Raw genomic sequence first — 23,883 nt, 5'->3', positions numbered from 1 at the left:
GCGGCGGGGTCGGGAAGCACAGAGATGTGCACGGAGAGAGCATCTGGCGGATCCGGGAATCTGATGTACCGTCAGATTCATGACTGCCGCACTTCACGGTTCCCGCCGGGTCGCCATCGCCGGCATCGCCCTCTCCGACTGCGGCCGCGTGGACGAGGCCACTCCGTACGCCCTGCACGCCCAGGCCGCCCGCCGCGCCGTGGCCGACGCCGGACTCACGCCCGATGTCGTCGACGGGTTCGCCAGTGCGGGCCTCGGCATCCTCGCCCCGGTCGAGGTCGCCGAGTATCTCGGCCTGAAACCCCGCTGGGTGGACTCGACTTCGGTCGGCGGCTCCACCTGGGAGGTCATGGCGGCGCACGCCGCGGACGCCATCGCCCAGGGCCATGCGCGCGCCGTCCTGCTCGTGTACGGGTCGACGGCCCGCGCCGACATCAAGGCCGGGCGGCGCACGTCGAACCTGAGCTTCGGCGCCCGCGGCCCCCTCCAGTTCGAGGTGCCGTACGGGCACTCGCTGATCGCCAAGTACGCGATGGCGGCGCGGCGCCACATGCACGAGTACGGCACGACCCTGGAGCAGCTCGCCGAGGTCGCCGTGCAGGCGCGGGCGAACGCGGCGCTGAACCCGGAGGCCATGTTCCGCGACCCGGTCACCGTGGACGACGTGCTCGACGGGCCGGTGATCGCGGACCCGTTCACGAAACTGCACTGCTGCATACGCTCGGACGGCGGCGCCGCCGTGCTGCTCGTGGCCGAGGACCTGCTGCCCGACTGCGCCAAGTCCCCGGTGTGGGTGCTCGGTTCGGGCGAGTACGCGTCGCACACGACGATGTCCGAGTGGGACGACTTCACCGTGTCCCCGGCGGCCGTCAGCGGGAAGCTCGCCTTCGAGCGGGCGGGCGTCACGCCCGATGAGATCGACCTCGCGGAGATCTACGATGCCTTCACCTACATGACGCTGGTGACGCTGGAGGATCTGGGGTTCTGCGCGAAGGGCGAGGGCGGATCGTTCGTGGAGAAGGGGCGGCTGCTGAGGGACGGCGGGCTCCCGACGAACACGGACGGCGGCGGCCTTTCGGCCCAACACCCGGGAATGCGCGGGCTGTTCCTGCTGGTGGAGGCGGTGCGGCAGCTGCGGGGCGAGGCCGGGGAGCGCCAGGTGCGCAAGGCGGGCGGAAGGCTTCCGCGGCTCGCGGTGGCGTCCGGTACGGGCGGATGGTTCTGCTCGTCGGGAACGGTGGTGCTCGGTACGTCCTGAGGCCGCGTCCATGAGGCCGCGCCCCTGAGGCCGCGTCCACAAGAATCCGGGAATCGGCACAACAAATTTGCAATTTCAATAAACCGATCGCGGACCGCTCATGTGCCGCGTCATAAACAACCCGGACCCTGTTATTTCGGATGCACAGTTTCCGTAGGACCTGATCCTGAGTAGGGTGCTCCCCGTCGTCCGTACGGAAAAGCAGAACAGTGGCAGGGGAGCATGACCGCCGGCTCGTTCGAAGGACAGTACGTCTGGCATCCCGCCGCCGACGACCGAGAGCTGGCCAGGGCCTGCACGGATTTACGGGCGGGCCGCTACTTCGGCGCCCACTCGGTCCTCAAGGAGACGCACGGCGACTTCGGACTGCGCGCCCACCGCTCCCTCGTCCTGGCCTCCGTCGCCGCCGAATCCGACCTCGCGGAACGCTGGCTCGAGGAGGAGCCCGGCCCCGACGCCGCCCTGCTGTGGGCGCGCGTCGCCGTGTTCCGGACCCTGCGCGCGGCCCAGTCGCACGACCGGCGCATCGGGGCGCTGGGCCGGATAGCGCTCGCCGCCTGCGACCGGGCCGCGGACCTCGCGCCCAAGGACCCCACCCCGTGGGCCGCCCGGCTCTCCATGGCCCGCCTCCAGCGGCCCCGCGACCGCGCGCCGCAGGGCCTGCTCACCGAACCTCGCGGCCCGTGGGCCCAGTTCGAGCACGTCACGCGCCTCGACCCCTGGCACCGCGAGGCCCACCACCAGTTCCTGGCGTTCTTCTTCACCCGGCACGGCGGCAGCGCGAACGCGGCCTGGGACGTGGCCGCGTATCTGAGCCAGCGCGCCCCGGCCTCGTCCCCGCTGCGCCTGCTGCCCCTGGTCACCCTCGTCGAGGGCCACAACCCGGCGCACCTCCTCGCCGAGCACACCTGGGACCAGCCGCAGTGGAAGACGACTGCGCTCGGCGCGTACCGGAACTGGCTGCCGCAGGTGGCCGGTTACCGCTTCACGCCGGTTCTCGACCTGGCGTATCTGGCGCACGCGCTGCACATGGCGCAGTGCGCCTTCGAGGCGCGGGCGGTGTTCACGGCCATGGGCCCGTACGCGTCCCGGATGCCGTGGAGCGTCTTCGGCGACCCCGAGGAGCAGCTCAGCCGGGCGCGGCGCGCGTGCGGCCTGCCGGTCCCCCACAGCCCCTGACCCCCGCCCGCCCCACAGGTTTCGGAAATTCCCCCACACCGGAAGGCCGAGGTTGTGTCCGACCCCCTGACCAGCGCACCCACTCCCCCCACGTCCCCCACCAGATCCGGGCGGCCCGCCGCCGCGCTCGACGACGACGCGACGCTGCACGCGATGGGCTACCCGCGGAAGCTGACCCGGCGCTTCAAGGCGTTCGACAATTTCGCGATTTCCTTCACGATCATCAACATCATCTCCGGCATCTTCTCGTCCTTCGGGTTCGGAATGAACGCCGGCGGGCCGCGCATTCTCGTGTTCGGCTGGATAGCCGTCGCGGCCATGGTGCTTTTCGTCGGAGCGTCGATGGCCGAAATTGCATCGGCGTATCCGACGAGCGGAGCGCTCTATTTCTCGGCGGGAAAGCTGGCGAAACGGCACAAGGGCGCCTGGTCCTGGTACACGGGCTGGCTGAATTTCGTGGGGCAGGTCGGCGGCACCGCGGCGACGGGCTACGCGGCGGCGACGTTCATCCAGGCGTTCCTCGTCATGCAGTGGCCGTCGTACCACGCGACGGCGCAGCAGACGGTCCTCATCACGGCGGTGATCCTGCTGCTCCAGGCGCTCGCCAACACGTACACGGTGCAGCTGGTGGCGCTGGTCAACCGGATCTCCGTGTGGTGGCTCCTCGTCGGCATGGTGGTCATCGTGGTCGCGCTGATCGCCGTACCGGACCACCACCGGTCGGCGTCGGTCGTCACGCAGTTCACCAACAACACCGGCTTCTCCAACGGGATTTACGCAGCCCTGCTCGGCCTCCTCGTGACCAGCTGGACGTTCACCGGCTTCGACGGCAGTTTCCACATGTCGGAGGAGACGGTCCAGGCGACGGTCAACGCGCCGAAGGGCATCATGCGGTCGATCGGCTACTCCGCCGTCACCGGCCTGATCCTGATGCTGGCCCTCGTCTTCGCGATCGGCGACTACGCGGCACAGGCGAGCGCGTCGGCGCCGCCCGTGCAGATCCTCATCGACGCGCTCGGCATGACGACGGCGAAGCTCCTGCTGCTGATCGTCATCGGCTCGATGCTGTTCTGCGGCCTGGCCAACATGACGAGCAACACCCGCCAGATCTTCGCCTTCTCGCGTGACGGCGCCATGCCGGGCTCGCGCTGGTGGCACTCGGTCTCCTCGCGTACGCGCACGCCCGTGAAGGCGGTGTGGCTCGCGGCGGCCTGCTCGCTGGTCCTCGTGGTGCCGGGCTGGTGGTCGCACACGGCGTTCACCGCGATCGTGAGCGTGAACGTCGTGGGTCTCTACCTCGCGTACGCCGTCCCGATCTACCTGCGCCTGCGCCACGACGACTTCCAGCAGGGGCCGTGGAGCCTGGGCCGCTGGGGCAAGCCGGTGGCCGCGGTCGCGGTGGTCTGGATCGTGGCGAGCAGCGTCCTGTTCATGCTGCCGCAGGCGTCCCCGATCAACGCGACGTCGTTCAACTACGCGCCGATCGCGCTGGTCGCCGTCCTCGTGATCGCGACGGTGTGGTGGTTCGCGACGGCCCGCCGCCGCTTCCAGGGCCCGGTCAGCTACGGCAGTCCGGACGAGGTCGCGGCAATGGACTTGATCTGACGGGCCTCGCCTGACGGCTTTGCTCATCTGGCGTACGGGTCGCCCCGCCTTCCGGTCGGACCGGTCGGCGGGGCGATCGCGTTCACCGCCAGAATCGGTGCATGCCGGAACTGCGAGAGATCCTGAAGTCCCTGCGCGTCTGGGACACCGAACTGCCCGAGTTCGACCCGTCCGCGGCCCCCTCCGCCCCGCTGCCGCTCTTCGTCGAGTGGTTCGCCGAGGCCGTCGCCGCGGGCCAGACCGAGCCGCACACCATGTCGCTCGCGACGGTGGACGGCGACGGCCTGCCCGACGTCCGTACCGTGATGCTGCACGGCGCCGACGAGGACGGCTTCCACTTCGCGTCCCACGCGGGCAGCGCCAAGGGCCGCCAGCTCGCGGCGCACCCCCGGGCCGCGCTCGGCTTCTACTGGCCGGCGCAGGGCCGCCAGATCCGCGTACGCGGTGATGTCACCACACAGTCCCCCGAGGTGAGCCAGGCCGACCTCCACGTCCGCTCGACGGGAGCACTGGCGGCGGCCCTGGTCGGCCACCAGAGTGAGGTCCTCGGCTCGCAGGAGGAATTGGAACAGGCATCCCTCGCGGCCTGGGAGCGCGCGCAGGCCGACCCGACCGCCCCCGCCCCGACCTGGACGGCCTACGCGCTGGCGCCGCGCGAGGTGGAGTTCTTCCAGGGCGACGCCCGCCGCCGCCACATCCGCCTCAGGTACCGCGCCACGCAGACGGGCTGGGTACGGGAGCTGCTCTGGCCGTGACGCGTGCGGCTCACGCCACCTGCGACTCGGGTCTTTCGTTTGGATCAGGCCGGATCAGGGAGCGGGGTCTGGTGCGTGCAGCTGCAAGGCGGAGGATTGAGGCGACGCGATGGGGGTCCCCCTGCTCGAGCGAAGCCGAGAGCTCGGGGGAGTCGGTGATTGACGACAACGCCGCAGATGCGCGTACCAGACCCCGCGAGCCCGGCGTGATCCAAACGAGAGGCCCTAGGGGTCCGAGGCGAGGCGGGCGTGCAGGTGCATGTCCCGGAAGGCGTCCCGCCGCCCCGCCTCGAACATCGCACCCCGCAGCGTGCCCTCGTACCGGTATCCGCCGCGCTCGGCGACCCGGCAGGACACTTCGTGCCCGAGTGCGTGGTCCAGTTCGATCCGGTAGAGGCCGAGTTCACCGAAGGCCAGCCGCGACGCGAGGCTCAGCGCGCGGGTCGCGACCCGGCGCCCGCGCGCCTCGGGCAACACCCAGTAGCCGACGCGGGCGCTGCGGAACGCGGGCGTGATCGCGTTGATGCCGACGTGCCCGAGCACTTCCCCGGTGCTCTCGTCGGTGACGCAGCACGCCACGGATTCGCCGCTCGCCAGCGCCTCCTGGCGTGAGCGCAGGTATGCATGCGCGGCGGCGAGGTCGTCGACCGGGATGAGCGGGGTGTTCCAGCGCCGGAACTCGGGGTCGCCGAGCCCGCGCAGCACGGCGGCGGCGTCCCCCTCGTCCCCGGCCCGCCAGCCGCGCAGAAGCAGTCCGTGGCCACGTATCTCAGGGGTGTCGATCATGAGGTGTCAGCCGTTCTCGGGTGCGGTGAAGGTGTGGACGGCGAAGTCCCGCACGGGGCGGTAGCCGATGCGCAGGTACAGGCCGTTGCTCGTCGCATTGGCGAGGTCGGTGAAGAGGAGCACCTCGCTCGCGCCCGCGGCCCGGGCGGCGCGGCTGACCTCGGCGGTGACCGCTCCCGCGTAGCCGCGGCCGCGCAGCTCCTTCGGGGTGTAGACGGGTGCGACCCGGACCGTTCCGGCGGCCTCGCGGGTCACGCCGGCCATGGAGACGGGCACGCCGTCCGTGGTCTCCCAGAGGGTGACGCCGCCGTACGAGATCCGCTCGTCGGCCCATTCCTCCGAGCCCGAGGCACCGCCCGGGGTGCCGGCGTCCGCGGCGAACGCGTTGCGCCACCGGACCAGCAGTTCCCGGTCCGCCTCGGTGGCGACGCGGGGCCGCCCGGCGGGTGCGGGCAGCGGCGGGGTGAGGTCCCCGAGCCGGTAGAGGCGCTGCTCGATGGCGCGGTGGGCCCGCGCTCCCGTGCGGGACTGCCAGGCGTCGGCGAAGGCGGCCGAGGCGGCGTCGACCCCGAACACGCCGGTCACCGCCCGCCCTTGGAGCGCGACGGCGAGCGCGTCCGCCTGCTCCCTGTCCAGGGGGCTGATGCTCAGCCGGAAGGGCGGCGTCCACAGGAACGTCCCGCTCACGCCGCCGTCCGGCCCGTACAGCACCCCGAAGAGCTGCCCCCGCGCGGCGTACACCGCCGGCCTCCGTTCCCGCAGGCTCGCGGTGACGCTCAGGGCGACCGTGTGCAGGGCGGGCTCGGCGCGCAGGTAGTCGCCCGCGCGGGCGAGGAAGTCGTCGACGTCAGCGGTGAGGTGCCAGCCGGGCACGGGTGCGGGGCTCTCTGTCATGACGGCATGGTGCCGCCCGTCCCCTCACGTCCGCGAGCGAAATACGGGGACGGAGAAGTCCTCCACCTGCCGGAAGGTGACCTCCAGCGGCATTCCCACGCGCAGCTCGCCGCCGTCGGCGTCCACGATCTCCGTCATCATCCGCGGGCCCTCCGCGAGGTCGACGACGGCCGCGATGTACGGGGTGCGGGTGCCGAAGGGGGGCAGGTCGTTCCGGTGGACGACGGACCATGTGTAGAGGACGGCCGTCCCGGACGCCCGCTCCCACGTCACGTCCTCGCTCCAGCAGTGCGGGCAGAACTCGCGCGGATAGTGATGGGCCCGCGCGCACGCGCGGCAGCGGCGGAGCAGCAGCGTCCCGTCGGCGGCCGCGTCCCAGTAGGGGCGGGTGAAGGCGTCGGGCTCGGGGAGGTCGAACCGTACGGTCGCGGGAAGAGTCACAGGAACAGTCCGATCGCCGCGTCGAGGGACCAGGCCTGCCAGGACATGGCGAAGAGCGCCACGAGCGAGATGAGGGCCATCATCGCGTTCTGTCCCTGCTCGGCCCAGTCGTGGATCATCAGGACCAGGTACAGGAGGTTCAGGAGCAGCCCGCCGACGAGGGCCACCGGTGTCAGCAGGCCGGCCACGAGCCCGAGCCCCAGGGCCAGTTCGGCGTAGACGACGATGTACGCCATCACTTTCGGCCGGGGGGTGACGACCGCGCCGAAGCCGCTGCGCACGGCGTTCCACCGGTGCTTCGCGGCGACGTCGGCGGCCCAGGCGATGCCGGTGCCCCGCTCGAACCAGCCCTTCTTGTCCTTGTGCCGCCAGCTCTCCAGCCACCACAGTCCGAGGCCTATGCGCAGCACGGCCAGCCATTCGACGCCGTCGAGCCAGATCGAGTCCACGACCGGGGCCCTCCTCTCCGTTTCTGACGGAACGTCAGTTCAGCGCACACGGGGGCGCTACCGCAAGGGGCGTACGCCGTGATGAATTCGCAACCGATTCCGGTCTTGACCGAGACCCATCAAATCGAACCGTGATTACGCTCGCACTCATGGTCACCACCCCCGCGCCCGCCGCACGCAACCAGGACCGCCCCGTGTACGTCATCGGGGGCGGCCCGGGCGGCCTCGCCGCGGCCGCGGCGCTGCGCGAGCGGGGCGTACGGGCCGTGATCCTGGAGAAGTCGGAGCACGTCGGGGCGTCCTGGCGCCGCCACTACGACCGCCTCCACCTGCACACCACCCGCAAGCTCTCCGGGCTCCCCGGCCTCGCGATCCCGCGCCGCTTCGGCCGCTGGGTGTCCCGCGACGACGTCGTGCGCTACCTGGAGAAGTACGCCGAGTTCCACCAGCTGGAGATCGTCACCGGCGTGGCGGTCTCCCGCGTGGAGCGCACGGAGGACGGCTGGCTCGTGCGCGCCTCGGGCGGGCGCGAACTGGCCGCGAGCGCCGTCGTGGTCGCCACGGGCTACAACCACACCCCGCGCCTGCCCGACTGGCCGGGCCGCTCCTCGTACACGGGCGAGCTCCTCCACGCGGGCGACTACCGCAACGCCAAGCCCTACGCGGGCCGCGACGTGCTCGTCGTCGGCGTCGGCAACACGGGCGCCGAGATCGCCGTGGACCTGGCCGAGGGCGGCGCGTCCCGCGTCAGGCTCGCGGTCCGTACGGCGCCCCATATCGTGCGCCGGTCCACCGCGGGCTGGCCCGCGCAGCGGACCGGCATCCTGTGCCGCAGGCTGCCCGTGGCGATCGTGGACCGCCTGGCCCGCCCCATGGCGAAGCTCAGCGTGCCCGACCTGACGGAACAGGGCCTGCCCAGACCCACGACCGGCCTCTACTCGCGGGTGCGCGAAGGCGCGATCCCCGTGCAGGACGTCGGCCTGATCGACGCCGTGCGCACGGGCAAGGTCGAACCCGTCGCGGCCGTCGAGTCGTTCGAGGACGGCAAGGTGGTCCTCGCCGACGGCACGCACATCGCCCCCGACGCGGTGATCGCGGCGACGGGTTACCGCCGCGCGCTGGAGGACCTGGTGGGTCACCTCGGCGTCCTGGACGACCGGGGTCGCCCGACCACGCACGGCCGGCGGACGGACCCCGCCGCGCCCGGCCTGTACTTCACGGGGTACACGAACCCGATCAGCGGCATGTTCCGCGAACTGGCCCTGGACGCACGGAAGATCGCGAAGGCGATCGCGGGCTGACCCCCGCCGCCGCCGTCCCGCCACCTGCCCGCACGCACGCACGGCGTCATCCGCCCGCGTCCCGTCCACCACACCCGCCCACAGTGGCCACATCCCGCCGTTCCAACCCGCCCGCCCGCGGGAACACCAGTAACAGCCTTTGCGTGCAGCCCTGTTCCTGACACAGCGTCAGTTCAGTAATCTGACACAACGTCAGTTAGTGAGCACCAGTCGAGGAGCGGGCGGACCCGATGCTTGGATCGACATACGGCACCCTGACCACCGACCCCCGCCGGGCCCGCACGATCGCCTGCGGAGAGCAGCCGGCACCCGCCGTGCACGGCAGGGCGGACGACCTGGACGTGAGCGGCAGGCCACTGCACCGCGAGGTGCCCGACCTGGACCGTTTCTTCCGGCCCGAATCCATAGCGGTCATCGGCGCGTCCGACGCCGAGGGCCGCCCGAACACGGGCATCACGCGCCAGCTGATCGCGTGGGCGGAGCGCGTGGGCGCCCGCCTCCACCCCGTGCACCCCACCCGCGAGACCGTCTTCGGCATCCCGTGCTCGCCGGGCGTCTCCGCGCTGCCCGAACCCGTCGACCTCGCCGTTCTCCTCATCTCGGACCCGCTGCCGGTCATCGAGGAACTGGCCCAGGCCAAGGTGAAGTTCGCGGTGGCGTTCGCATCGGGCTTCGCGGAGACCGGCGAGGAAGGGGCGGCCGCGCAGTCGTCCCTGTCCGCGGCGGTCAGCCGCTCGGGCATGCGGCTGCTGGGCCCGAACACGAACCTGAACGCGTTCTCCGAGTTCCGCGACGACCTCGAAGGACCGGCGATCGCCCTCATCACGCAGTCGGGCCACCAGGGCCGCCCCCTCTACACGATGCAGGAGCTGGGCGTACGGCTCTCGCACTGGGCGCCCACGGGCAACGAGGCGGACCTGGAGACGGCGGACTTCATCTCGTACTTCGCCGAGCAGGCGGAGGTCGGGGCGATCGCGTGTTACGTGGAGGGCCTGAAGGACGGCCGCGGGTTCCTCCTCGCGGCGGACCGCGCGGCGCGCAACGGCGTACCCGTCGTGGCCGTCAAGGTCGGCCGGACCGAGACGGGCGCCCGCATGGCGGCCTCGCACACGGGCAAGCTGACCGGCGCGGACACGGTGGTGGACGCGGCGATGCGGCAGTTCGGCGTGATCAGGGTCGACGGACTCGACGAACTCCAGGACACCTCGGCCCTGTTGGCGCGGGCCCGGCCCCCGCGGGCGGACGGCGTGGCGGTCTACTCGATATCGGGCGGCACCGGCGCCCACTTCGCCGACCTGGCCACCCGCGCGGGCCTGACCCTGCCGACGTTGTCCGAGGCGAAGCAGCAGGAACTGCACCAGTGGATCCCGGAGTACCTCAACGTCGCGAACCCGATCGACAACGGCGGCCACCCGGTGGGCGACTGGCGCGGCCCCAAGATCATCGAGTCGATCCTCCAGGACCCGTCCATAGGCGTCCTGATCTGCCCGATCACCGGCCCGTTCCCGCCGATGAGCGACAAGCTGGCCCGGGACCTGGCGGAGGCGGCGGAGCGCACGGACAAGCTGATCTGTGTCGTCTGGGGCTCGCCCCTCGGCACCGAGGACGCCTACCGCGAGACGCTTCTCGGCTCCTCGCGCCTCGCGACGTTCCGCACGTTCGGGAACTGCATCACGGCTGTCCGCGCCTATCTGGACCACCACCGGTTCACCGCCGCCTACCGCTCCCCGTTCACCGATGCGCCCCGCACGCCCTCCCCCTCCTTCCGCAAGGCGCAGGCCCTGATGCGTCCGGGCCGCCAGCTCAGCGAGCACGCCGCGAAGCAGCTCCTGCGCGCGTACGGCATCCGCGTACCGCGCGAGCAGCTCGTGACCAGCGCCGCGGCGGCGGTACGGGCGGCCGGGCAGGTCGGCTACCCCGTCGTCATGAAGGCGTCCGGCGCGCGCCTTGCCCACAAGTCGGACCTGGGCCTGGTCAAGGTCGGCCTGACTTCGGCCAGTCAGGTCAGGGACGCCTACCGGGAACTCACCGACATCGCCCGCTACGAGGGCCTCGACCTGGACGGGGTCCTGGTCTGCCAGATGGTCGAGCGGGGCGTCGAGATGGTCGTCGGGGTCACCCAGGACGACCTGTTCGGCCCGACGGTGACGGTGGGCCTGGGCGGCGTACTCGTGGAGGTGCTGCGGGACACGGCGGTGAGGGTGCCTCCGTTCGCGGAGGACCAGGCGCGGGCGATGCTCGACGAACTACGGGGCAGGCCCCTCCTGGACGGGATGCGAGGGGCGCCGCCCGTGGACCTGGACGCGCTGGTGGAGGTCGTCCTGCGGGTCCAGCGCATGGCCCTCGAACTGGGCGACGAACTCGCCGAGCTGGACATCAACCCGCTGATGGTGCTGCCCCGGGGCCAGGGCGCGGTGGCGCTCGACGCGCTCGCCGTCTGCCACTGAACGCCGTCCGGCGCTGACAAGGGAAAGAGAACATGACCGAGTCCAAGACGATCCAGTCCGAGACGACCGACCACGTCACCTGGATCACGCTCAACCGCCCCGAGGCGATGAACGCGCTCACCTGGGACCAGCGCAACGAGATCATCGACATCCTGGAGCACGCCTCCGCCGACCCGGACGTGCGCGCCGTGGTCCTCACGGCGACCGGCAAGGGCTTCTGCGCCGGCGCCGACCTGCGCGGCACGCCCGACACCGGGCCCCGCGTGCCCGGTGACGTGGCCCGCACGATCCGGCGGGGCGCGCAGCGGCTGACCGCCGCCGTCCTGGACTGCGAGAAGCCGGTGATCGCGGCGGTGAACGGGACGGCGGCCGGCATCGGCGCGCACCTGGCGCTCGCCTGCGACCTGGTGATCGCCGCGGAGTCCGCCCGGTTCATCGAGGTCTTCGTGCGCCGCGGCCTGGTCCCCGACGGCGGCGGCGCCTATCTGCTCCCGCGGCTCGTCGGCCCGCAGCGGGCGAAGGAGCTGATGTTCTTCGGCGACGCGCTGTCCGCGCGCGACGCGGAGCGCCTGGGCCTCGTCAACCGTACGGTCCCGGACGAGGACCTGCGCAAGACGGCCGAGGAGTGGGCGACGCGCCTCGCGAACGGCCCGACCCGCGCCATCGCCATGACCAAGCAGCTCGTCAACGCCTCGCTGGAGTCGGACCGGGCGACCGCCTTCGCGGCGGAGGCGGCGGCGCAGGAGATCAACATGACGACGCGGGACGCGCAGGAGGGCGTGGCCAGCTTCCGGGAGCGGCGCGACGCGACGTACGAGGGGCGCTGAGAGCCGACAACCCCTGGCTGTCCGCCCCCTTCCCATCTGACGCTCCGTCAGCTTCAATCGTAGGTGTGATGGGACATGCGGGAATGGCAGCCACGGTGGTCCGGTACCTCCGGGAGGTCGGTGCGCCCACGTCGGCCGAGCCGGTGGACGCACTGCCGCGTCCGGAGCTACGGGCCGTGGGCGAGGACGAGCGGGCGCCACTGGACCCCGGCGAGTTCCGCCGCGTCCTCGGGCACTTCGCCACCGGCGTCACCGTCGTCACGGCGCCGCCCCCGCACCCCGGCGCTCCCCCCGCGGGCTTCGCCTGCCAGTCCTTCTCCTCGCTCTCCCTGGACCCGCCGCTGGTGGCCTTCATGGTGGCCCGTACGTCCACGACCTGGCCGCGCATCGCGAGCGCCGGCGTCTTCTGCGTGAACGTCCTGGGCGCGGACCAGGGCGCGTTGTGCCGGTCCTTCGCCGTGAGCGGAGCGGACAAGTTCGCGGGCGTCGAGCACGACGCGGCGCCCGTGACGGGCTCGCCGCGGATCGCGGGCGCGCCCGCCTGGGTCGACTGCACGATCCACGCCGTCCACACGGGCGGGGACCACCTCATCGTGGTGGGCCGGGTGGAGGCGCTCGGGACGGGGGACGGCGGGGCGTCCCCTCTGCTGTTCCACAAGGGCGCGTTCGGCCGCTTCGAGCCCTGATCAGGCGAGTCCGGCCACCATGCCCGCACCGGCATCGGCGTGACGGCGCCGGATGACAAGCGCCATCAGGGCCGCCGCGGCGCACAGCGCGCCGGACGCGTACCAGACGACGTCGTACGAGCCGAACATGTCGCGGGCGACGCCGCCGAGGAAGGCGACGAGCGCGGCGCCCACCTGGTGCGAGGCGAGCACCCAGCCGAACACGATCGCGCTGTCCTCTCCGTAGTGCTCACGGCACAGGGCCAGAGTGGGCGGCACGGTGGCGACCCAGTCGAGCCCGTAGAAGACGATGAAGAAGATCATCGGCGGGTGGACGGACGGCGCGAGGAGCATCGGCAGGAACAGCAGGGAGATCCCGCGCAGCGCGTAGTACACCGCGAGCAGCCGCCGCGCGTCGAAGCGGTCGGTGAACCAGCCCGACGCCACCGTTCCGACGACGTCGAAGACCCCCACCACGGCCAGCAGCGAGGCCGCCGCGGTGATCGGCATCCCGCGGTCGTGCGCGGCCGGCACGAAGTGCGTCTGGACGAGCCCGTTCGTGGAGGCGCCGCAGATCGCGAAGGTCCCGGCGAGCAGCCAGAAGGGCCCCGTACGGACGGCCTTGAAGAGCACGCCCACGGTGCGGCGGGCGGCCCCGGTGACGGGCGGCGGCTTCTCGACGAACTCCTCGGAGCCGTACGGGGTGGTGCCCACGTCGGCCGGGTGGTCGCGCAGCAGCAGCCACACGAACGGCACGACGGCGAGCGCCGCGAGCGCCACCGTCACGGCCGCGGGCCGCCACTTGTGCGCCTCGACGATCCACGAGAGCAGCGGCAGGAAGATGAGCTGCCCCGAAGCGGACGCGGCGGTGAGGATGCCGGTCACGAGCCCGCGCCGGGCCGTGAACCACCTGTTGGTGACGGTCGCGGCGAACGCGAGGGCCATCGAGCCGGAGCCGAGCCCGACGAGCAGGCCCCAGCACAGCAGGAGCTGCCACGCCGAGTCCATCCACACGGTCAGGCCTGAACCGGCCGCGATGACGACCAGAGCGACGGCGACCACGCGCCGGATGCCGAACCGGTCCATGAGGGCGGCGGCGAAGGGCGCGGTCAGCCCGTACAGCGCGAGGTTGATGGACACGGCGAGGCCGATGGTGCCGCGGGACCAGCCGAACTCCTCGTTCAGCGGGTCGATCAGCAGCCCCGGCAGGGACCGGAAGGCGGCGGCTCCGATGATCGTCACGAAGGTGACGGCGGCCACGAACCAGGCGCGGTGGATACGGGGACGGGGGCGCGGCGGACGGGAGGCGCCCGCGCCGGGCGAGCCCTTGGCCGCGGCGTCGATGTCGGTTGTGTGCGTCACAGCAGACAGCATCGGATCACCTGCCCACCCCGGACGAGTGGCCCGAAAGACAGCCTTCGCTAGGATCGGGCCATACACTCGGAGCCATGCCCGAGACTCCCGCAGCCCGCACCCGGCGCCCCCACCGCGTGGTCGTCCTGGCTCTCGACGGTGTGCTCCCCTTCGAACTCGGCATCACCCAGCGCATCTTCACCCGCGCCAAGGACACCGAGGGCCGGCCGCTGTACGAGGTCGTGACGTGCTCGGTCAGGGAACCCGGCCCCGTGGAGACGGACGCCGACTTCGCCGTCCTGATCAGGAACGGCCCGGAGGCGCTCGCGACCGCGGACACGGTGGTCGTTCCCGCGTCGTACGAGCACGGCCCCGTCCTCGACGAGGGCGTACTCACCGACGAGCTGGCGGCGGCCTTCGCACTGGTCAGGCCCGGCACGCGGATGGTGTCGATCTGCACCGGCAGCTACGTTCTCGCCGCGGCGGGCTATCTGGACGGGCGCCCGGCGACCACGCACTGGGCGTCGGCGGAGCACTTCCAGCGGCTCTTCCCCAAGGTCAGGGTCGACGCCGACGTCCTCTACATCGACGACGGCAACGTCCTGACGTCGGCCGGGGTCGCCGCGGGCATCGACCTCTGCCTGCACCTGGTCCGCCGCGACCACGGCGCAGCGGTGGCCAACGAGGTGGCCCGCCGCACCGTCGTCCCGCCCCACCGCGACGGCGGGCAGGCCCAGTACATCCACCGCCCCGTCCCCGAACCCCAGCTCGCGACCACGACCAAGGCCCGCGCCTGGGCCCTGGCCCGCCTCCACGAACCGCTCCAGCTGCGGGACCTGGCCGCCCAGGAGGCGATGTCGGTCCGCACCTTCACGCGCCGTTTCCGCGAGGAGGCCGGCGTCAGCCCGGGCCAGTGGCTCACCCAGCAGCGGGTGGAACTGGCCAGGCACCTGCTGGAGTCGAGCGACCTGTCGATGGACCAGGTGGCGCGCGAGTCGGGCTTCGGCACGGCGCAGTCGATGAGGCAGCACCTCCAGACGGCACTGGGCGTGACCCCCACGGCCTACCGCCGCACGTTCCACGCGACGAACCCGCAGGGCACGGGCCGGACAGCGTAGGCGCGGTCAGCCGACGCAGGCGCGGCTCAGAACACCAGCACCCCCCGCGCCACCCTCCCCTGCTGCGCGTCCTCCGCCGCCTTCGCGAAGTCCTCGACCGGGTACGTCTCCGTGACCAGCTCGTCGAGCAGCAGCCGGCCCTGGCGGTACAGGTCGGCGTAGAGCCTGATGTCGCGCTGGGGCCGCGAGGAGCCGTAGCGGCAGCCCAGGATGGACTTGTCGAGGAAGAGCGAGGCGACGACGAAGGACGCCTCCGCGGCGGGGCCCGGCATGCCGAGGAGTACGGCCTGGCCGTGCCGGTCGAGGAGGTCGACGGCCTGCCGGACCAGCTCGACGCGGCCGACGCACTCGAAGACGTGGTCGGCGCCGGTCGGCAGGACGTCCCTGACCCCGTCGGCCGAGGTCAGGAAGTCCGTGGCGCCGAACTGCCGTGCCACCGCCTCCTTGCCGGGGTTCGCGTCGACGGCGACGATCCTCGACGCGCCCGCGATCCGGGCCCCTTGGAGCACGTTGAGGCCGATCCCGCCGGTCCCGATGACGACGACGGTGTCGCCCTGGTCCACGCGCGCCCGGTTGAGGACGGCCCCGACACCGGTCAGCACCCCGCACCCCATGAGCGCGGCCGACGTCAGCGGGATGTCGGCGGGGATCGGCACGGCCTGCACGGCCTTCACGACGGTCCGTTCGGCGAACGAGGAGTTCGCGGCGAACTGGTAGAGCGGCGTGCCGCCCCGCGAGAACGGCTGCGTGGGCCTCCCGATCGCCTTGCGGCACATGGTCGGCCGCCCCCGGTCGCAGTCCGCGCAGGCGCCGCAGTTGGCGAGCGTGGACAGCGCCACATGGTCCCCGGGCGCCACATGCGTGACGCCCGAGCCGACGGCCTCCACGACCCCCGCGCCCTCGTGCCCGAGCACGACCGGTGCCGGGAACGGGATGGTCCCGTCGATCACCGACAGATCGCTGTGGCACAGCCCGGCGGCCGCGACGTCGACGAGCACCTCCCCCGGCCCCGGATCGCGTATCTCGAGATCGTCGACCACGTCGGCCCGGACCCCGTCGAACACGACACCCCTCATGACGACTCCCTCGTCTCCCTGGGCAGCCCGAGCACGCGCTCGGCGATGATGTTGCGCTGGATCTCGTCCGAGCCGCCGTAGATCGTGTCGGCCCGGCTGAAGAGGAACAGCCGCTGTGCGGCGTCGAGTTCGTACGTACGGTCAGGCGTCCAGTCCCCGGGGCCGGCGGCGGCGAGCGCGCCCCGCGCCTGGAGGGCGAGTTCGCCGAGGCGCTGGTGCCAGCGGCCCCACAGGAGCTTGGCGACGCTCGGGGCGCCCGGGTCCTGCGCGCCGCCGAGCGTGCGCAGCGCGTTGAACCGCATGACGCGCAGCTCGGCCCACTGCCGTACGAGGCGGTCCCTGAACAGCGGGTCCTCGGCCACGCCCGTACGCACCGCGGTCCGTACGACCTCGGCGAGTTCGGCGGCGAAGCCGATCTGCTGGGCGAGCGTCGAGACGCCGCGCTCCAGGGCGAGCAGCCCCATGGCGACCCGCCAGCCGTTCCCCTCGCCGCCGACGACGTGCTCCACGCGCGCGTGCGCCCCGTCGAAGAACACCTCGTTGAACTCGCTCGTGCCGGTCAGCTGCCGGATGGGCCGCACCTCGATCCGGCCCGGCTGGTCCATCGGCACGAGGAGGAACGACAGGCCGTGATGGCGCCGCGAGCCCTCCTCGGTGCGCGCGAGCACGAAGCACCAGTCGGCCTCGTGCGCGAGCGATGTCCACACCTTCTGCCCGGTCACGCGGTACGTGTCCCCGTCGCGCACGGCGGCCGTGCGCAGGTTCGCGAGGTCGGAGCCGGCGCCGGGCTCGCTGTACCCCTGGCACCACAGCTCCTCGCCGGAGGCGACGGGCGGCAGGAAGCGCTGTTGCTGCGCCTCGTCGCCGTAGGCGATCAGGGTCGGGGCGAGGAGGTTCTCGCCGATGTGCCCGTGGCGTGCGGGCGCCCGGGCCCGCGCGTACTCCTCGGCCCAGACGACCTGCTGCGTCAGCGAGGCGACCCGGTTGCCGTACCCGCCCTGCTGCCAGCCGAGCCCGATCCACCCGGACGCGCCCAACTCCCGTTCCCAGGACCGCCGTACGCCGGCGTCCTCGTGCTCGCTCCCGGGCCCGCCGCGCCCCCGGGCGACGGCGTACTCGCCGGTGAGGTGCTCCGCGAGCCACGCGCGGGCCTCCCGCCGGAACGCCTCGTCCTCATCCCCGAACCCGAACTCCACAACGCGCCTCCGCCCCCGGCCTCGATGTCACTGATTGGGCCGCGCTTTCGCCGCGGCCGCCTCGGCCATCGCCTCCAGTTGCGCGAGCATCGGCATCGGATCGACGCCGACGGTGCCCGGCAGGAAGTCCGCGATCTTGTCCGGGGTCCAGCCGCCCTCCGCGTAGCCCGAGCGCAGCTCCCTCGGCTGGGCCCACACCGCGATCTTCGGCCCGGCGATCGTGTACACCTGCCCGGTGATCTTCTCGGCGCGGGCGCGCTCGCTGAGCAGATAGACGACGAGCGCGGCGACGTCCTCCGGCTCCCCGATCTCCTTGAGCTCCATGGGCACGTTCGCCGACATACGGGTACGGGCGACGGGTGCGACCGCGTTCGCCGTCACGCCGTACTTGTGCAGCCCGAGCGCGGCGCTGCGCACGAGCGAGATGATCCCGCCCTTGGCCGCGCTGTAGTTGGCCTGCGCCACGGATCCCTGGTGGTTGCCGCTGGTGAAGCCGATGAGCGTGCCCGACCCCTGCTTGCGCATGACGGCGGACGCGGCCCGGAACACGGTGAACGTGCCCTTCAGGTGCGTGGCGACCACCGGGTCCCACTCCTGCTCGGACATGTTGAACAGCATCCGCTCGCGCAGGATCCCGGCGACGCAGACGACGCCGTCGATCCGCCCGTACTGGGCGAGCGCCACGTCGACGATCCGCTGTCCGCCCGCCATGGTCGAGATGTCGTCGGCGACGGCGACGGCCTCGCCGCCGGCCGCCTCGATCTCCTTGACGACGGACTCGGCGATCTCGCTCGCCGGCTCGCCGCCCTCGATGGACACCCCGTAGTCGTTGACCACGACCCGTGCGCCCTCGGCGGCGCAGGCGAGCGCGACGGCCCTGCCGATGCCGCGCCCGGCCCCGGTGACGGCCACCACCTTGCCTGCCAAGAAGTTCCCCACGTCCGGCCCCTTCCCGCGGTTTCTGACGGACCGTTAGATTCTATGACCCGTCAGATACCCGAAGACAAGCCCCCGGGGAGCACTCATGTCGTTGCCTGCCGAGTTCCACGAGATGGCCAAGCGCGTCAACAACTGGGGCCGTTGGGGCGCCGACGACGAGATCGGCACGCTCAACCTGGTCACCGACGAGGTCGTGCGCGAGGCCGCGGCGACCGTCCGCACCGGCCGCCGGATACCGCTCGCGCTGCCCCTCAAGGAGGACGGGGTGCAGACCGGGATGATCCCCGGCCGGGTCAACCCGCTCCACACCATGGTCCAGATCAACCACGAACTGTTCGGCCCCGGCACCGTCGCCACCAGCGACGACGCGGTGACCATGGGGCTCCAGACGGCCACCCACTGGGACGCCCTCACACACGTCTCGCACTCGGGCCGGATCTACAACGGCCGCCCCGCCGACACGATCACGGCGCACGGAGGCGCGCAGTTCAGCGGCATCGACAAGGCCTCGCACATCGTCTCGCGCGGCGTCCTGCTCGACGTCGCCGCGGCGAAGGGCGTGGACCGGCTGCCCGGCGACCACGCCGTGACACCCGAAGACCTGGACGAGGCCGCGGAGTTCGGCCAGGTCACCGTCCACCCCGGCGACATCGTCCTCGTCCGCACCGGCCAGATCCAGACGTATCTGGCGGGCGACAAGCACGCGTACGGCTATCCGTCGCCCGGCCTGTCCGTGCGCACCCCCGAGTGGTTCCACGCGCGCGACGTGGCCGCGGTCGCGAACGACACCCTCACCTTCGAGATCTTCCCGCCGGAGATCGAGAACCTCTGGCTGCCCGTGCACGCCCTCGACCTGGTCGAAATGGGCATGCTCCAGGGCCAGAACTGGAATCTGGAAAAGTTGTCCACAGCCTGTGCACAAGAGTCGCGCTACGCGTTCCTGCTGTCGGCGATGCCCGAGCCCTTCGTCGGCGGCACCGGCACACCCGTGGCCCCGGTCGCGATCCTGTAGACCCCAAAGGGCTTGTTTCGTTAGGGAGTTCAGAACCGGACGGCGATGCGGCCTGCACCGCCGTCCGGCCCCCGGCGCCCGGGCCCTGCTCCCCCGGCCCCTGGGGAAGCCGGCCGCCGCGGCACGACCCGTACTCGCCAAGGGCTCCCGTCACCGGAACCCTCGGCGTCCCCTCGCCACGAATCGCTGACCACAAGCGTGATCAAACGGACACCTGGCGTCAACACCCGTAAGGAGATTTGCCAGTTATGTGACATTTATGACGGCGCACGCCCGGCTCGAACCGACGCACTCAGGCGCACTCAGGCGCACGGAACTCGCACTGCCACCCCCGGAGGCGCCGGGGGGCACCGAGAGGCACCGAGAGCCTGAACTACACCGCCTCGTACGCCATCCCCTGATACGTCCCCGCCCCTGCGCCCTGTGCGCCGCAGCGGTCGATCTCGCACCAGATGGCCTTGCCCGTGCCCTCGGGCCGCCAGCCCCAGCGGTCCGCCAGGCCGTCGACGAGTTCCAGGCCGCGGCCGTTGGTCTCTTCCCCGTCGGCGTGCCGCGGCGCGGGGGGCCGGTCGCTGGCGTCGGCCACCTCCACGCGGACCGTGCCGGCACTGGCCTCCGCCGGGACGCCCGGCAGCAGCATGCGCAGAACGGCCGGACAGCCGGTGTGCACCACGGCGTTGGTGACGAGCTCGGAGACGATCAGGATGAGCGTCTCCGCCAGCGGCTCATCGACCCCTATACCCGACCCTGCGAGGCGCGAGCGCGCCCACCTGCGGGCTCGCCCCACTTCTGCGGGATCCGCCCCGACCTCCAGCTGAACTTGAAGCACCTGCACCGCTCACACCATCCGAACCGGCGGACACATCGCCTCGGGACTGTGACAAGTCAAGGAGGTCACGGACCGTGATCCCCTTGGAAGACAGCATGGTTGACGTACAGTCACCCCAACAAGCGCTTCGGGCATATTCCAGCGCGAAGGAGTACGCGTGCGCCATACTGTGCGACGCGTCCTGCGGGGAGTCGAACGGGCGGGTGTGCGGCCCTCCCGTGCGCTGCGAACGGCGCGCATCGCCGGATCCGGAGCCGCCTCAGGGGCAACACCGGGATGGCTCGGACTCGGAACCACTCGCATCCCACACAAGGTACCCGAGCGGGACCCCGACTCCGTGCCGTGACGAGTCCCGTGCAGGACACAACCCGATATCGACGTTCCGTGACCGTCCGTACACGGGTTCGCCCCGCGCCGCACAGATCCCCACCAGATCCCCGGACGTCACAGCGCCGCCGCCAGCTCCTCCTCCGTCTCGCGCGCCGTACGGCCCGTTCCCGCGCGCACCCAGGCCCGCTTGAGATGCAGATGCACGTCCGCCTCCCAGGTGAAGCCCATGCCGCCGTGCACCTGGACGCAGTCGCGCGCGTTGCGCACGGCCGCCTCGTCGGCGAGCAGTTCGGCGGCGGCGATCTCGACCGGGTCGGCCGTGACAGCCGCCGCGTACACGGCCGCACGGGCCAGCTCGGCCCGTACGAACATCTGGGCGCACAGGTGTTTCACGGCCTGGAACGCGCCGATGGGCTGCCCGAACTGCTCGCGTTCACCCGCGTATTGGACCGCAAGGTCGCAGGTGCGCGTGGCGGAGCCGAGCTGTTCTGCGGCGGTGAGGAGTACGGCCTCGGGGCTGCGGGGCGCGTGCGGGCCCGGCAGCTTGTGCAGGGGCGTGAGCGGGTCGACGGAGGCCAGGGGTACGGCGCCGGTCGCGTCGCCCTGGACGACGTCCGACGCGTCGCGCCACGGCAGGAGTTCCCCGGCGGGCGCCGTCACGACGCTCTCGCCGGTCGCGGCGCCCGGCACGGTGCCCGCGGCGAGGTGCGTGGCGACAAGCGGGCCCGGCAGCAGGACCCGGCCCGCCTCCTCGAAGACGAGGACGGCCTCGGGCAGCCCCAGGCCGACGCCGCCGTCCGCCTCCGGCAGGCACAGGGCGAAGAACCCCGCGTCACCCAGAGCCCGCCACAGCGCCCGGTCCAGGTGTCCGGGCGTGTCCACGGCGGTGCGCAGGGCGTCGCGGTCGAAGCGGCCGGCGAGCAGGTCGCGTACGCCGTCGCGCAGGGCGCGCTGGTCGTCGGTGAGCTGGAAGCGCATGCTCACCGCCCTCCCTTCTGAAGATCCTGCCGAAGGCCCTTCGGCCGGTCCTTCGGCAGGCCGAGGATGCGTTCGGCGACGATGTTGTGCTGGATCTGGGAGGTGCCGGCGGCGATCGTGTACGAGAGGGACGACAGTCGGTCGAGCGTCCACTCGTGGTCCGTGTCGAGGGCGCCCGCGACGCCGAGCACTTCGGCGGCGGCGTCGAACAGTTCCTGACGGGCGTGCGAGTACCGCAGCTTGAAGACCGAGCCGCCGGTGCCGGGGACGCCGCCCCCTTGCTCCGCCTCGCTGACGTTCCACTGGGTGAGCCGCCACAGGGCGCGGAACTCGGCGTTGAGGCGGCCGAGCCGGCGGCGCAGTACGGCGTCGTCCCAGCGGCCGTTCTTGCGGGCCTGCGCGGCCAGTTCGCCGAGAACGCGGCGACAGGCGACGACCTCGCCCACGAACGCGGTGCCCCGCTCGAAGGACAGCGTCACCATCGTCACGCGCCAGCCGTCGTTCTCCTCGCCGACCCGGTTGGCGACCGGGACGCGTACGTCGTCGAGGAACATCTCGGCGAACTCGGCGGACCCGGCGAGCGTGCGCAGCGGCCGTACGGTGATCCCGGGCGCGTCCATCGGCATGGCGAGCCAGGAGATGCCCCGGTGTTTCGGCGCGGCCGGGTCGGTCCGCACGAGGAGTTCGCACCAGTCGGCGACCTCCGCGTGCGAGGTCCATATCTTGGACCCGCTCACCACATAGTGGTCGCCGTCCCGCGTCGCGCGCGTGCGCAGCGCCGCGAGATCGGAACCGGCGTCCGGCTCGCTGAACCCCTGGCACCACACCTCGTCACCGCGCAGGACCGGCGGCAGCCAGCGCGCCCGCTGCTCCGGTGTCCCCTCGGCCGCGATCGTCGGCCCTGCGTGCAGCAGCCCGACGAAGTTGGCCCCCACGTAGGGCGCGCCCGCTTTCTCGGTCTCCTCCAGGAATATGAGGTGCTGCGTGGGCGTGGCACCGCGGCCGCCCGCGTCGGCGGGCCAGTGCAGGCCCGCGTACCCGGCGTCGTACAGCCTGCGCTGCCAGCCGAGGTCGTAGGCGCGCCTGCCCGGCCAGTCGTTGGGGGACGGCTTCGGGGGGAGCCCCGGAAGCACGGACGCGAGCCACTCCCGCAGCCGCGCCCGGAACTCCTCTTCCTCGTCCGTGTAAGTGAGATCCATGGCGCGGCCCGCTACCTGTCGAGGTCCAGGTCGAGCATGCGGATCGCGTTGCCCCGCATGAGTTTGTAGACCGTCTCGGAGTCGAGGCCCTTCACATGGTCGAGGGCGACCTCCCTGGTGTGCGGGAAGGTCGAGTCGACGTGCGGGTAGTCCGTCTCGAAGGTCGCGTTGTCCCGGCCGACGACGTCGAGGGACGCCACCCCGTGCTTGTCCCGGAAGAAGCAGCAGAACATCTGGCGGTAGTAGTACGTCGACGGCGGCTCGGGGATGAGGTCGCGCACCCCGCCCCAGGCCCGGTGCTCCTCCCAGACGTCGTCCGCGCGCTCCAGGGCGTACGGGATCCAGCCCATCTGGCCTTCGGAGTAGGCGAGTTTGAGCGTCGGGAACTTCACCAGGACCCCGGAGAAGAGGAAGTCCATCATCGACGCCATCGCGTTGTTGAAGCTGAGCGAGGCCTGCACGGCGGGCGGGGCGTCGGGGGACGCGGCGGGCATCTGCGAGCTGGAGCCGATGTGCATGTTGACGACCGTCCCGGTCTCCTGGCACACGGCGAAGAACGGGTCCCAGTAGCCGGAGTGGATCGACGGGAGCCCCAGGTAGGTGGGGATCTCGGAGAACGTCACGGCCTTGACGCCGCGCGCGGCGTTGCGCCGGATCTCGGCGACGGCGAGGTCGATGTCCCACAGGGGGATGATGCAGAGCGGGATGAGGCGGCCCCCGCTGTCGCCGCACCACTCCTCGACCATCCAGTCGTTGTAGGCCCGCACGCAGGCGAGCGCCACCTCCTTGTCCTTGGCCTCGGCGAACGTCTGGCCGCAGAAGCGCGGGAAGGTGGGGAAGCAGAGGCTGGCCTCGACATGGTTGAGGTCCATGTCCTCCAGGCGGGCCTTCGGGTCCCAGCAGCCGCGCCGCATCTCCGCGCGCGTGATGCCTTCGAGCGTCATGTCGTCGCGGTCGAAGCCGACGGCGGCGATGTTGCGCTTGTACGGGAACTTCAGGTCCTCGTAGATCCACCAGTCCGTCGGGGGCCCGTCCGGGTCCATGGTGATCTGGTACTTGCCCGCCACGTAGGCGAGCTCGCCGATCCCGGCGGTGAGCGGCTGCGGCCCCCGGTCCCGGTACTTCGCCGGAAGCCAGGTCGAGAAGAGGTGCGCGGGCTCGATCACATGGTCGTCGACGCTGATGATCCGGGGCAGTTCCATCGGGTCCATCGTGTCCCCTCACCTGACAGTTTCTGATGGCGTTT

The 23,883-nt window shown here is 71.8% G+C and carries 22 protein-coding genes; 10 read left to right on the top strand and 12 right to left on the bottom strand.

Features of this window, described 5'->3' with window-relative positions; translation table 11 throughout:
• The first annotated feature begins 79 nt into the window (after positions 1 to 79).
• The 4 genes from OHA58_RS20205 (at position 80) to OHA58_RS20190 (ending at position 4,797) form a co-directional block, all read left to right on the top strand.
• Positions 80 to 1,258: a thiolase C-terminal domain-containing protein gene (locus OHA58_RS20205; RefSeq protein WP_405480401.1), complete on the top strand. Its 1,179-nt coding sequence runs from the start codon at positions 80 to 82 to the stop codon at positions 1,256 to 1,258.
• Positions 1,259 to 1,480: 222 nt separating this feature from the next.
• Positions 1,481 to 2,437 carry a hypothetical protein gene (locus OHA58_RS20200; RefSeq protein ID WP_405480399.1) on the top strand — a complete coding sequence of 319 codons (957 nt, stop codon included), beginning with the start codon at positions 1,481 to 1,483 and terminating at the stop codon, positions 2,435 to 2,437.
• Positions 2,438 to 2,590: 153 nt separating this feature from the next.
• Positions 2,591 to 4,042, top strand: coding sequence for an amino acid permease (locus tag OHA58_RS20195; protein ID WP_405485062.1), 1,452 nt, complete (start codon positions 2,591 to 2,593; stop codon positions 4,040 to 4,042).
• A gap of 101 nt (positions 4,043 to 4,143) precedes the next feature.
• Positions 4,144 to 4,797: a pyridoxal 5'-phosphate synthase gene (locus OHA58_RS20190; RefSeq protein ID WP_405480397.1), complete on the top strand. Its 654-nt coding sequence runs from the start codon at positions 4,144 to 4,146 to the stop codon at positions 4,795 to 4,797.
• Between the two features lie 225 nt (positions 4,798 to 5,022).
• Here OHA58_RS20190 and OHA58_RS20185 read toward each other — a convergent pair whose 3' ends face one another.
• The 4 genes from OHA58_RS20185 to OHA58_RS20170 are packed head-to-tail and all read right to left on the bottom strand — an operon-like array spanning position 5,023 to position 7,367.
• Entirely contained in the window at positions 5,023 to 5,583 is a 561-nt protein-coding gene (locus tag OHA58_RS20185; protein WP_405480395.1) for a GNAT family N-acetyltransferase, read from the bottom strand.
• 6 nt (positions 5,584 to 5,589) lie between these two features.
• On the bottom strand, positions 5,590 to 6,477 hold the full coding sequence (locus OHA58_RS20180; RefSeq protein ID WP_405480394.1) for a GNAT family N-acetyltransferase: 888 nt from the start codon (positions 6,475 to 6,477) through the stop codon (positions 5,590 to 5,592).
• Positions 6,478 to 6,501: 24 nt separating this feature from the next.
• Positions 6,502 to 6,918, bottom strand: a complete 417-nt coding sequence (locus tag OHA58_RS20175; RefSeq protein WP_405480392.1) for a Zn-ribbon domain-containing OB-fold protein — start codon at positions 6,916 to 6,918, stop codon at positions 6,502 to 6,504.
• On the bottom strand, positions 6,915 to 7,367 hold the full coding sequence (locus OHA58_RS20170; protein ID WP_405480390.1) for a DoxX family protein: 453 nt from the start codon (positions 7,365 to 7,367) through the stop codon (positions 6,915 to 6,917). Before OHA58_RS20170 ends, OHA58_RS20175 begins: the two co-directional genes overlap by 4 nt.
• Positions 7,368 to 7,516: 149 nt before the next feature.
• Here OHA58_RS20170 and OHA58_RS20165 point away from each other — a divergent pair, with 149 nt between their 5' ends.
• From OHA58_RS20165 to OHA58_RS20150, 4 genes are all read left to right on the top strand, one after another.
• On the top strand, positions 7,517 to 8,668 hold the full coding sequence (locus OHA58_RS20165; protein ID WP_405480388.1) for a flavin-containing monooxygenase: 1,152 nt from the start codon (positions 7,517 to 7,519) through the stop codon (positions 8,666 to 8,668).
• A 230-nt stretch (positions 8,669 to 8,898) separates the two neighbouring features.
• A complete protein-coding gene (locus OHA58_RS20160; protein WP_405480386.1) occupies positions 8,899 to 11,115 on the top strand; it encodes an acetate--CoA ligase family protein in 2,217 nt (738 codons plus the stop codon).
• Between the two features lie 32 nt (positions 11,116 to 11,147).
• Positions 11,148 to 11,942 carry an enoyl-CoA hydratase/isomerase family protein gene (locus OHA58_RS20155; protein ID WP_405480385.1) on the top strand — a complete coding sequence of 265 codons (795 nt, stop codon included), beginning with the start codon at positions 11,148 to 11,150 and terminating at the stop codon, positions 11,940 to 11,942.
• Positions 11,943 to 12,025: 83 nt separating this feature from the next.
• The gene (locus OHA58_RS20150; protein WP_405480383.1) at positions 12,026 to 12,628 is read left to right on the top strand and encodes a flavin reductase family protein; all 603 of its coding nucleotides are present in this window, start codon (positions 12,026 to 12,028) and stop codon (positions 12,626 to 12,628) included.
• On the opposite strand, the gene OHA58_RS20145 is transcribed toward OHA58_RS20150, so the two are convergent.
• Positions 12,629 to 13,969, bottom strand: a complete 1,341-nt coding sequence (locus OHA58_RS20145) for an MFS transporter (RefSeq protein WP_405480382.1) — start codon at positions 13,967 to 13,969, stop codon at positions 12,629 to 12,631.
• A gap of 86 nt (positions 13,970 to 14,055) precedes the next feature.
• Between OHA58_RS20145 and OHA58_RS20140 the strand changes: the two genes are divergently transcribed.
• Entirely contained in the window at positions 14,056 to 15,078 is a 1,023-nt protein-coding gene (locus OHA58_RS20140; RefSeq protein WP_405480381.1) for a GlxA family transcriptional regulator, read from the top strand.
• 26 nt (positions 15,079 to 15,104) lie between these two features.
• Here OHA58_RS20140 and OHA58_RS20135 read toward each other — a convergent pair whose 3' ends face one another.
• From OHA58_RS20135 to OHA58_RS20125, 3 genes are read right to left on the bottom strand one after another with little or no spacing between them, the layout of a single operon-like run.
• On the bottom strand, positions 15,105 to 16,154 hold the full coding sequence (locus OHA58_RS20135; RefSeq protein WP_405480379.1) for a Zn-dependent alcohol dehydrogenase: 1,050 nt from the start codon (positions 16,152 to 16,154) through the stop codon (positions 15,105 to 15,107).
• Positions 16,151 to 17,350: an acyl-CoA dehydrogenase family protein gene (locus tag OHA58_RS20130; RefSeq protein WP_405480378.1), complete on the bottom strand. Its 1,200-nt coding sequence runs from the start codon at positions 17,348 to 17,350 to the stop codon at positions 16,151 to 16,153. The genes OHA58_RS20135 and OHA58_RS20130 overlap by 4 nt, the downstream gene beginning before the upstream one ends.
• 27 nt (positions 17,351 to 17,377) lie before the next feature.
• On the bottom strand, positions 17,378 to 18,289 hold the full coding sequence (locus OHA58_RS20125) for an SDR family NAD(P)-dependent oxidoreductase (protein WP_329434760.1): 912 nt from the start codon (positions 18,287 to 18,289) through the stop codon (positions 17,378 to 17,380).
• A gap of 85 nt (positions 18,290 to 18,374) precedes the next feature.
• On the opposite strand from OHA58_RS20125, the gene OHA58_RS20120 reads away from it, so the two are divergent.
• Positions 18,375 to 19,301: a cyclase family protein gene (locus OHA58_RS20120; RefSeq protein WP_405480375.1), complete on the top strand. Its 927-nt coding sequence runs from the start codon at positions 18,375 to 18,377 to the stop codon at positions 19,299 to 19,301.
• Positions 19,302 to 19,674: 373 nt separating this feature from the next.
• Here the strand turns inward: OHA58_RS20120 and OHA58_RS20115 are convergent, their stop codons facing one another.
• The 4 genes from OHA58_RS20115 to OHA58_RS20100 all read right to left on the bottom strand — a co-directional run bounded on the left by OHA58_RS20115 (position 19,675) and on the right by OHA58_RS20100 (position 23,848).
• Entirely contained in the window at positions 19,675 to 20,136 is a 462-nt protein-coding gene (locus OHA58_RS20115; protein WP_405480373.1) for an ATP-binding protein, read from the bottom strand.
• A 438-nt stretch (positions 20,137 to 20,574) separates the two neighbouring features.
• Positions 20,575 to 21,438 carry an acyl-CoA dehydrogenase family protein gene (locus OHA58_RS20110; protein WP_405480371.1) on the bottom strand — a complete coding sequence of 288 codons (864 nt, stop codon included), beginning with the start codon at positions 21,436 to 21,438 and terminating at the stop codon, positions 20,575 to 20,577.
• Positions 21,439 to 21,440: 2 nt separating this feature from the next.
• The gene (locus tag OHA58_RS20105) at positions 21,441 to 22,637 is read right to left on the bottom strand and encodes an acyl-CoA dehydrogenase (protein ID WP_405480365.1); all 1,197 of its coding nucleotides are present in this window, start codon (positions 22,635 to 22,637) and stop codon (positions 21,441 to 21,443) included.
• Positions 22,638 to 22,648: 11 nt separating this feature from the next.
• A complete protein-coding gene (locus OHA58_RS20100) occupies positions 22,649 to 23,848 on the bottom strand; it encodes an amidohydrolase family protein (protein ID WP_405480363.1) in 1,200 nt (399 codons plus the stop codon).
• Between the last annotated feature and the right edge of the window lie 35 nt (positions 23,849 to 23,883).

This window comes from Streptomyces sp. NBC_00009, from assembly GCF_045040855.1.
GTDB classification, from domain to species: Bacteria; Actinomycetota; Actinomycetes; order Streptomycetales; family Streptomycetaceae; genus Streptomyces; species Streptomyces aureus.
The sequence above is the reverse complement of the archived record's forward strand: the minus strand, read 5'-3'. Positions and strand labels throughout refer to the sequence as shown.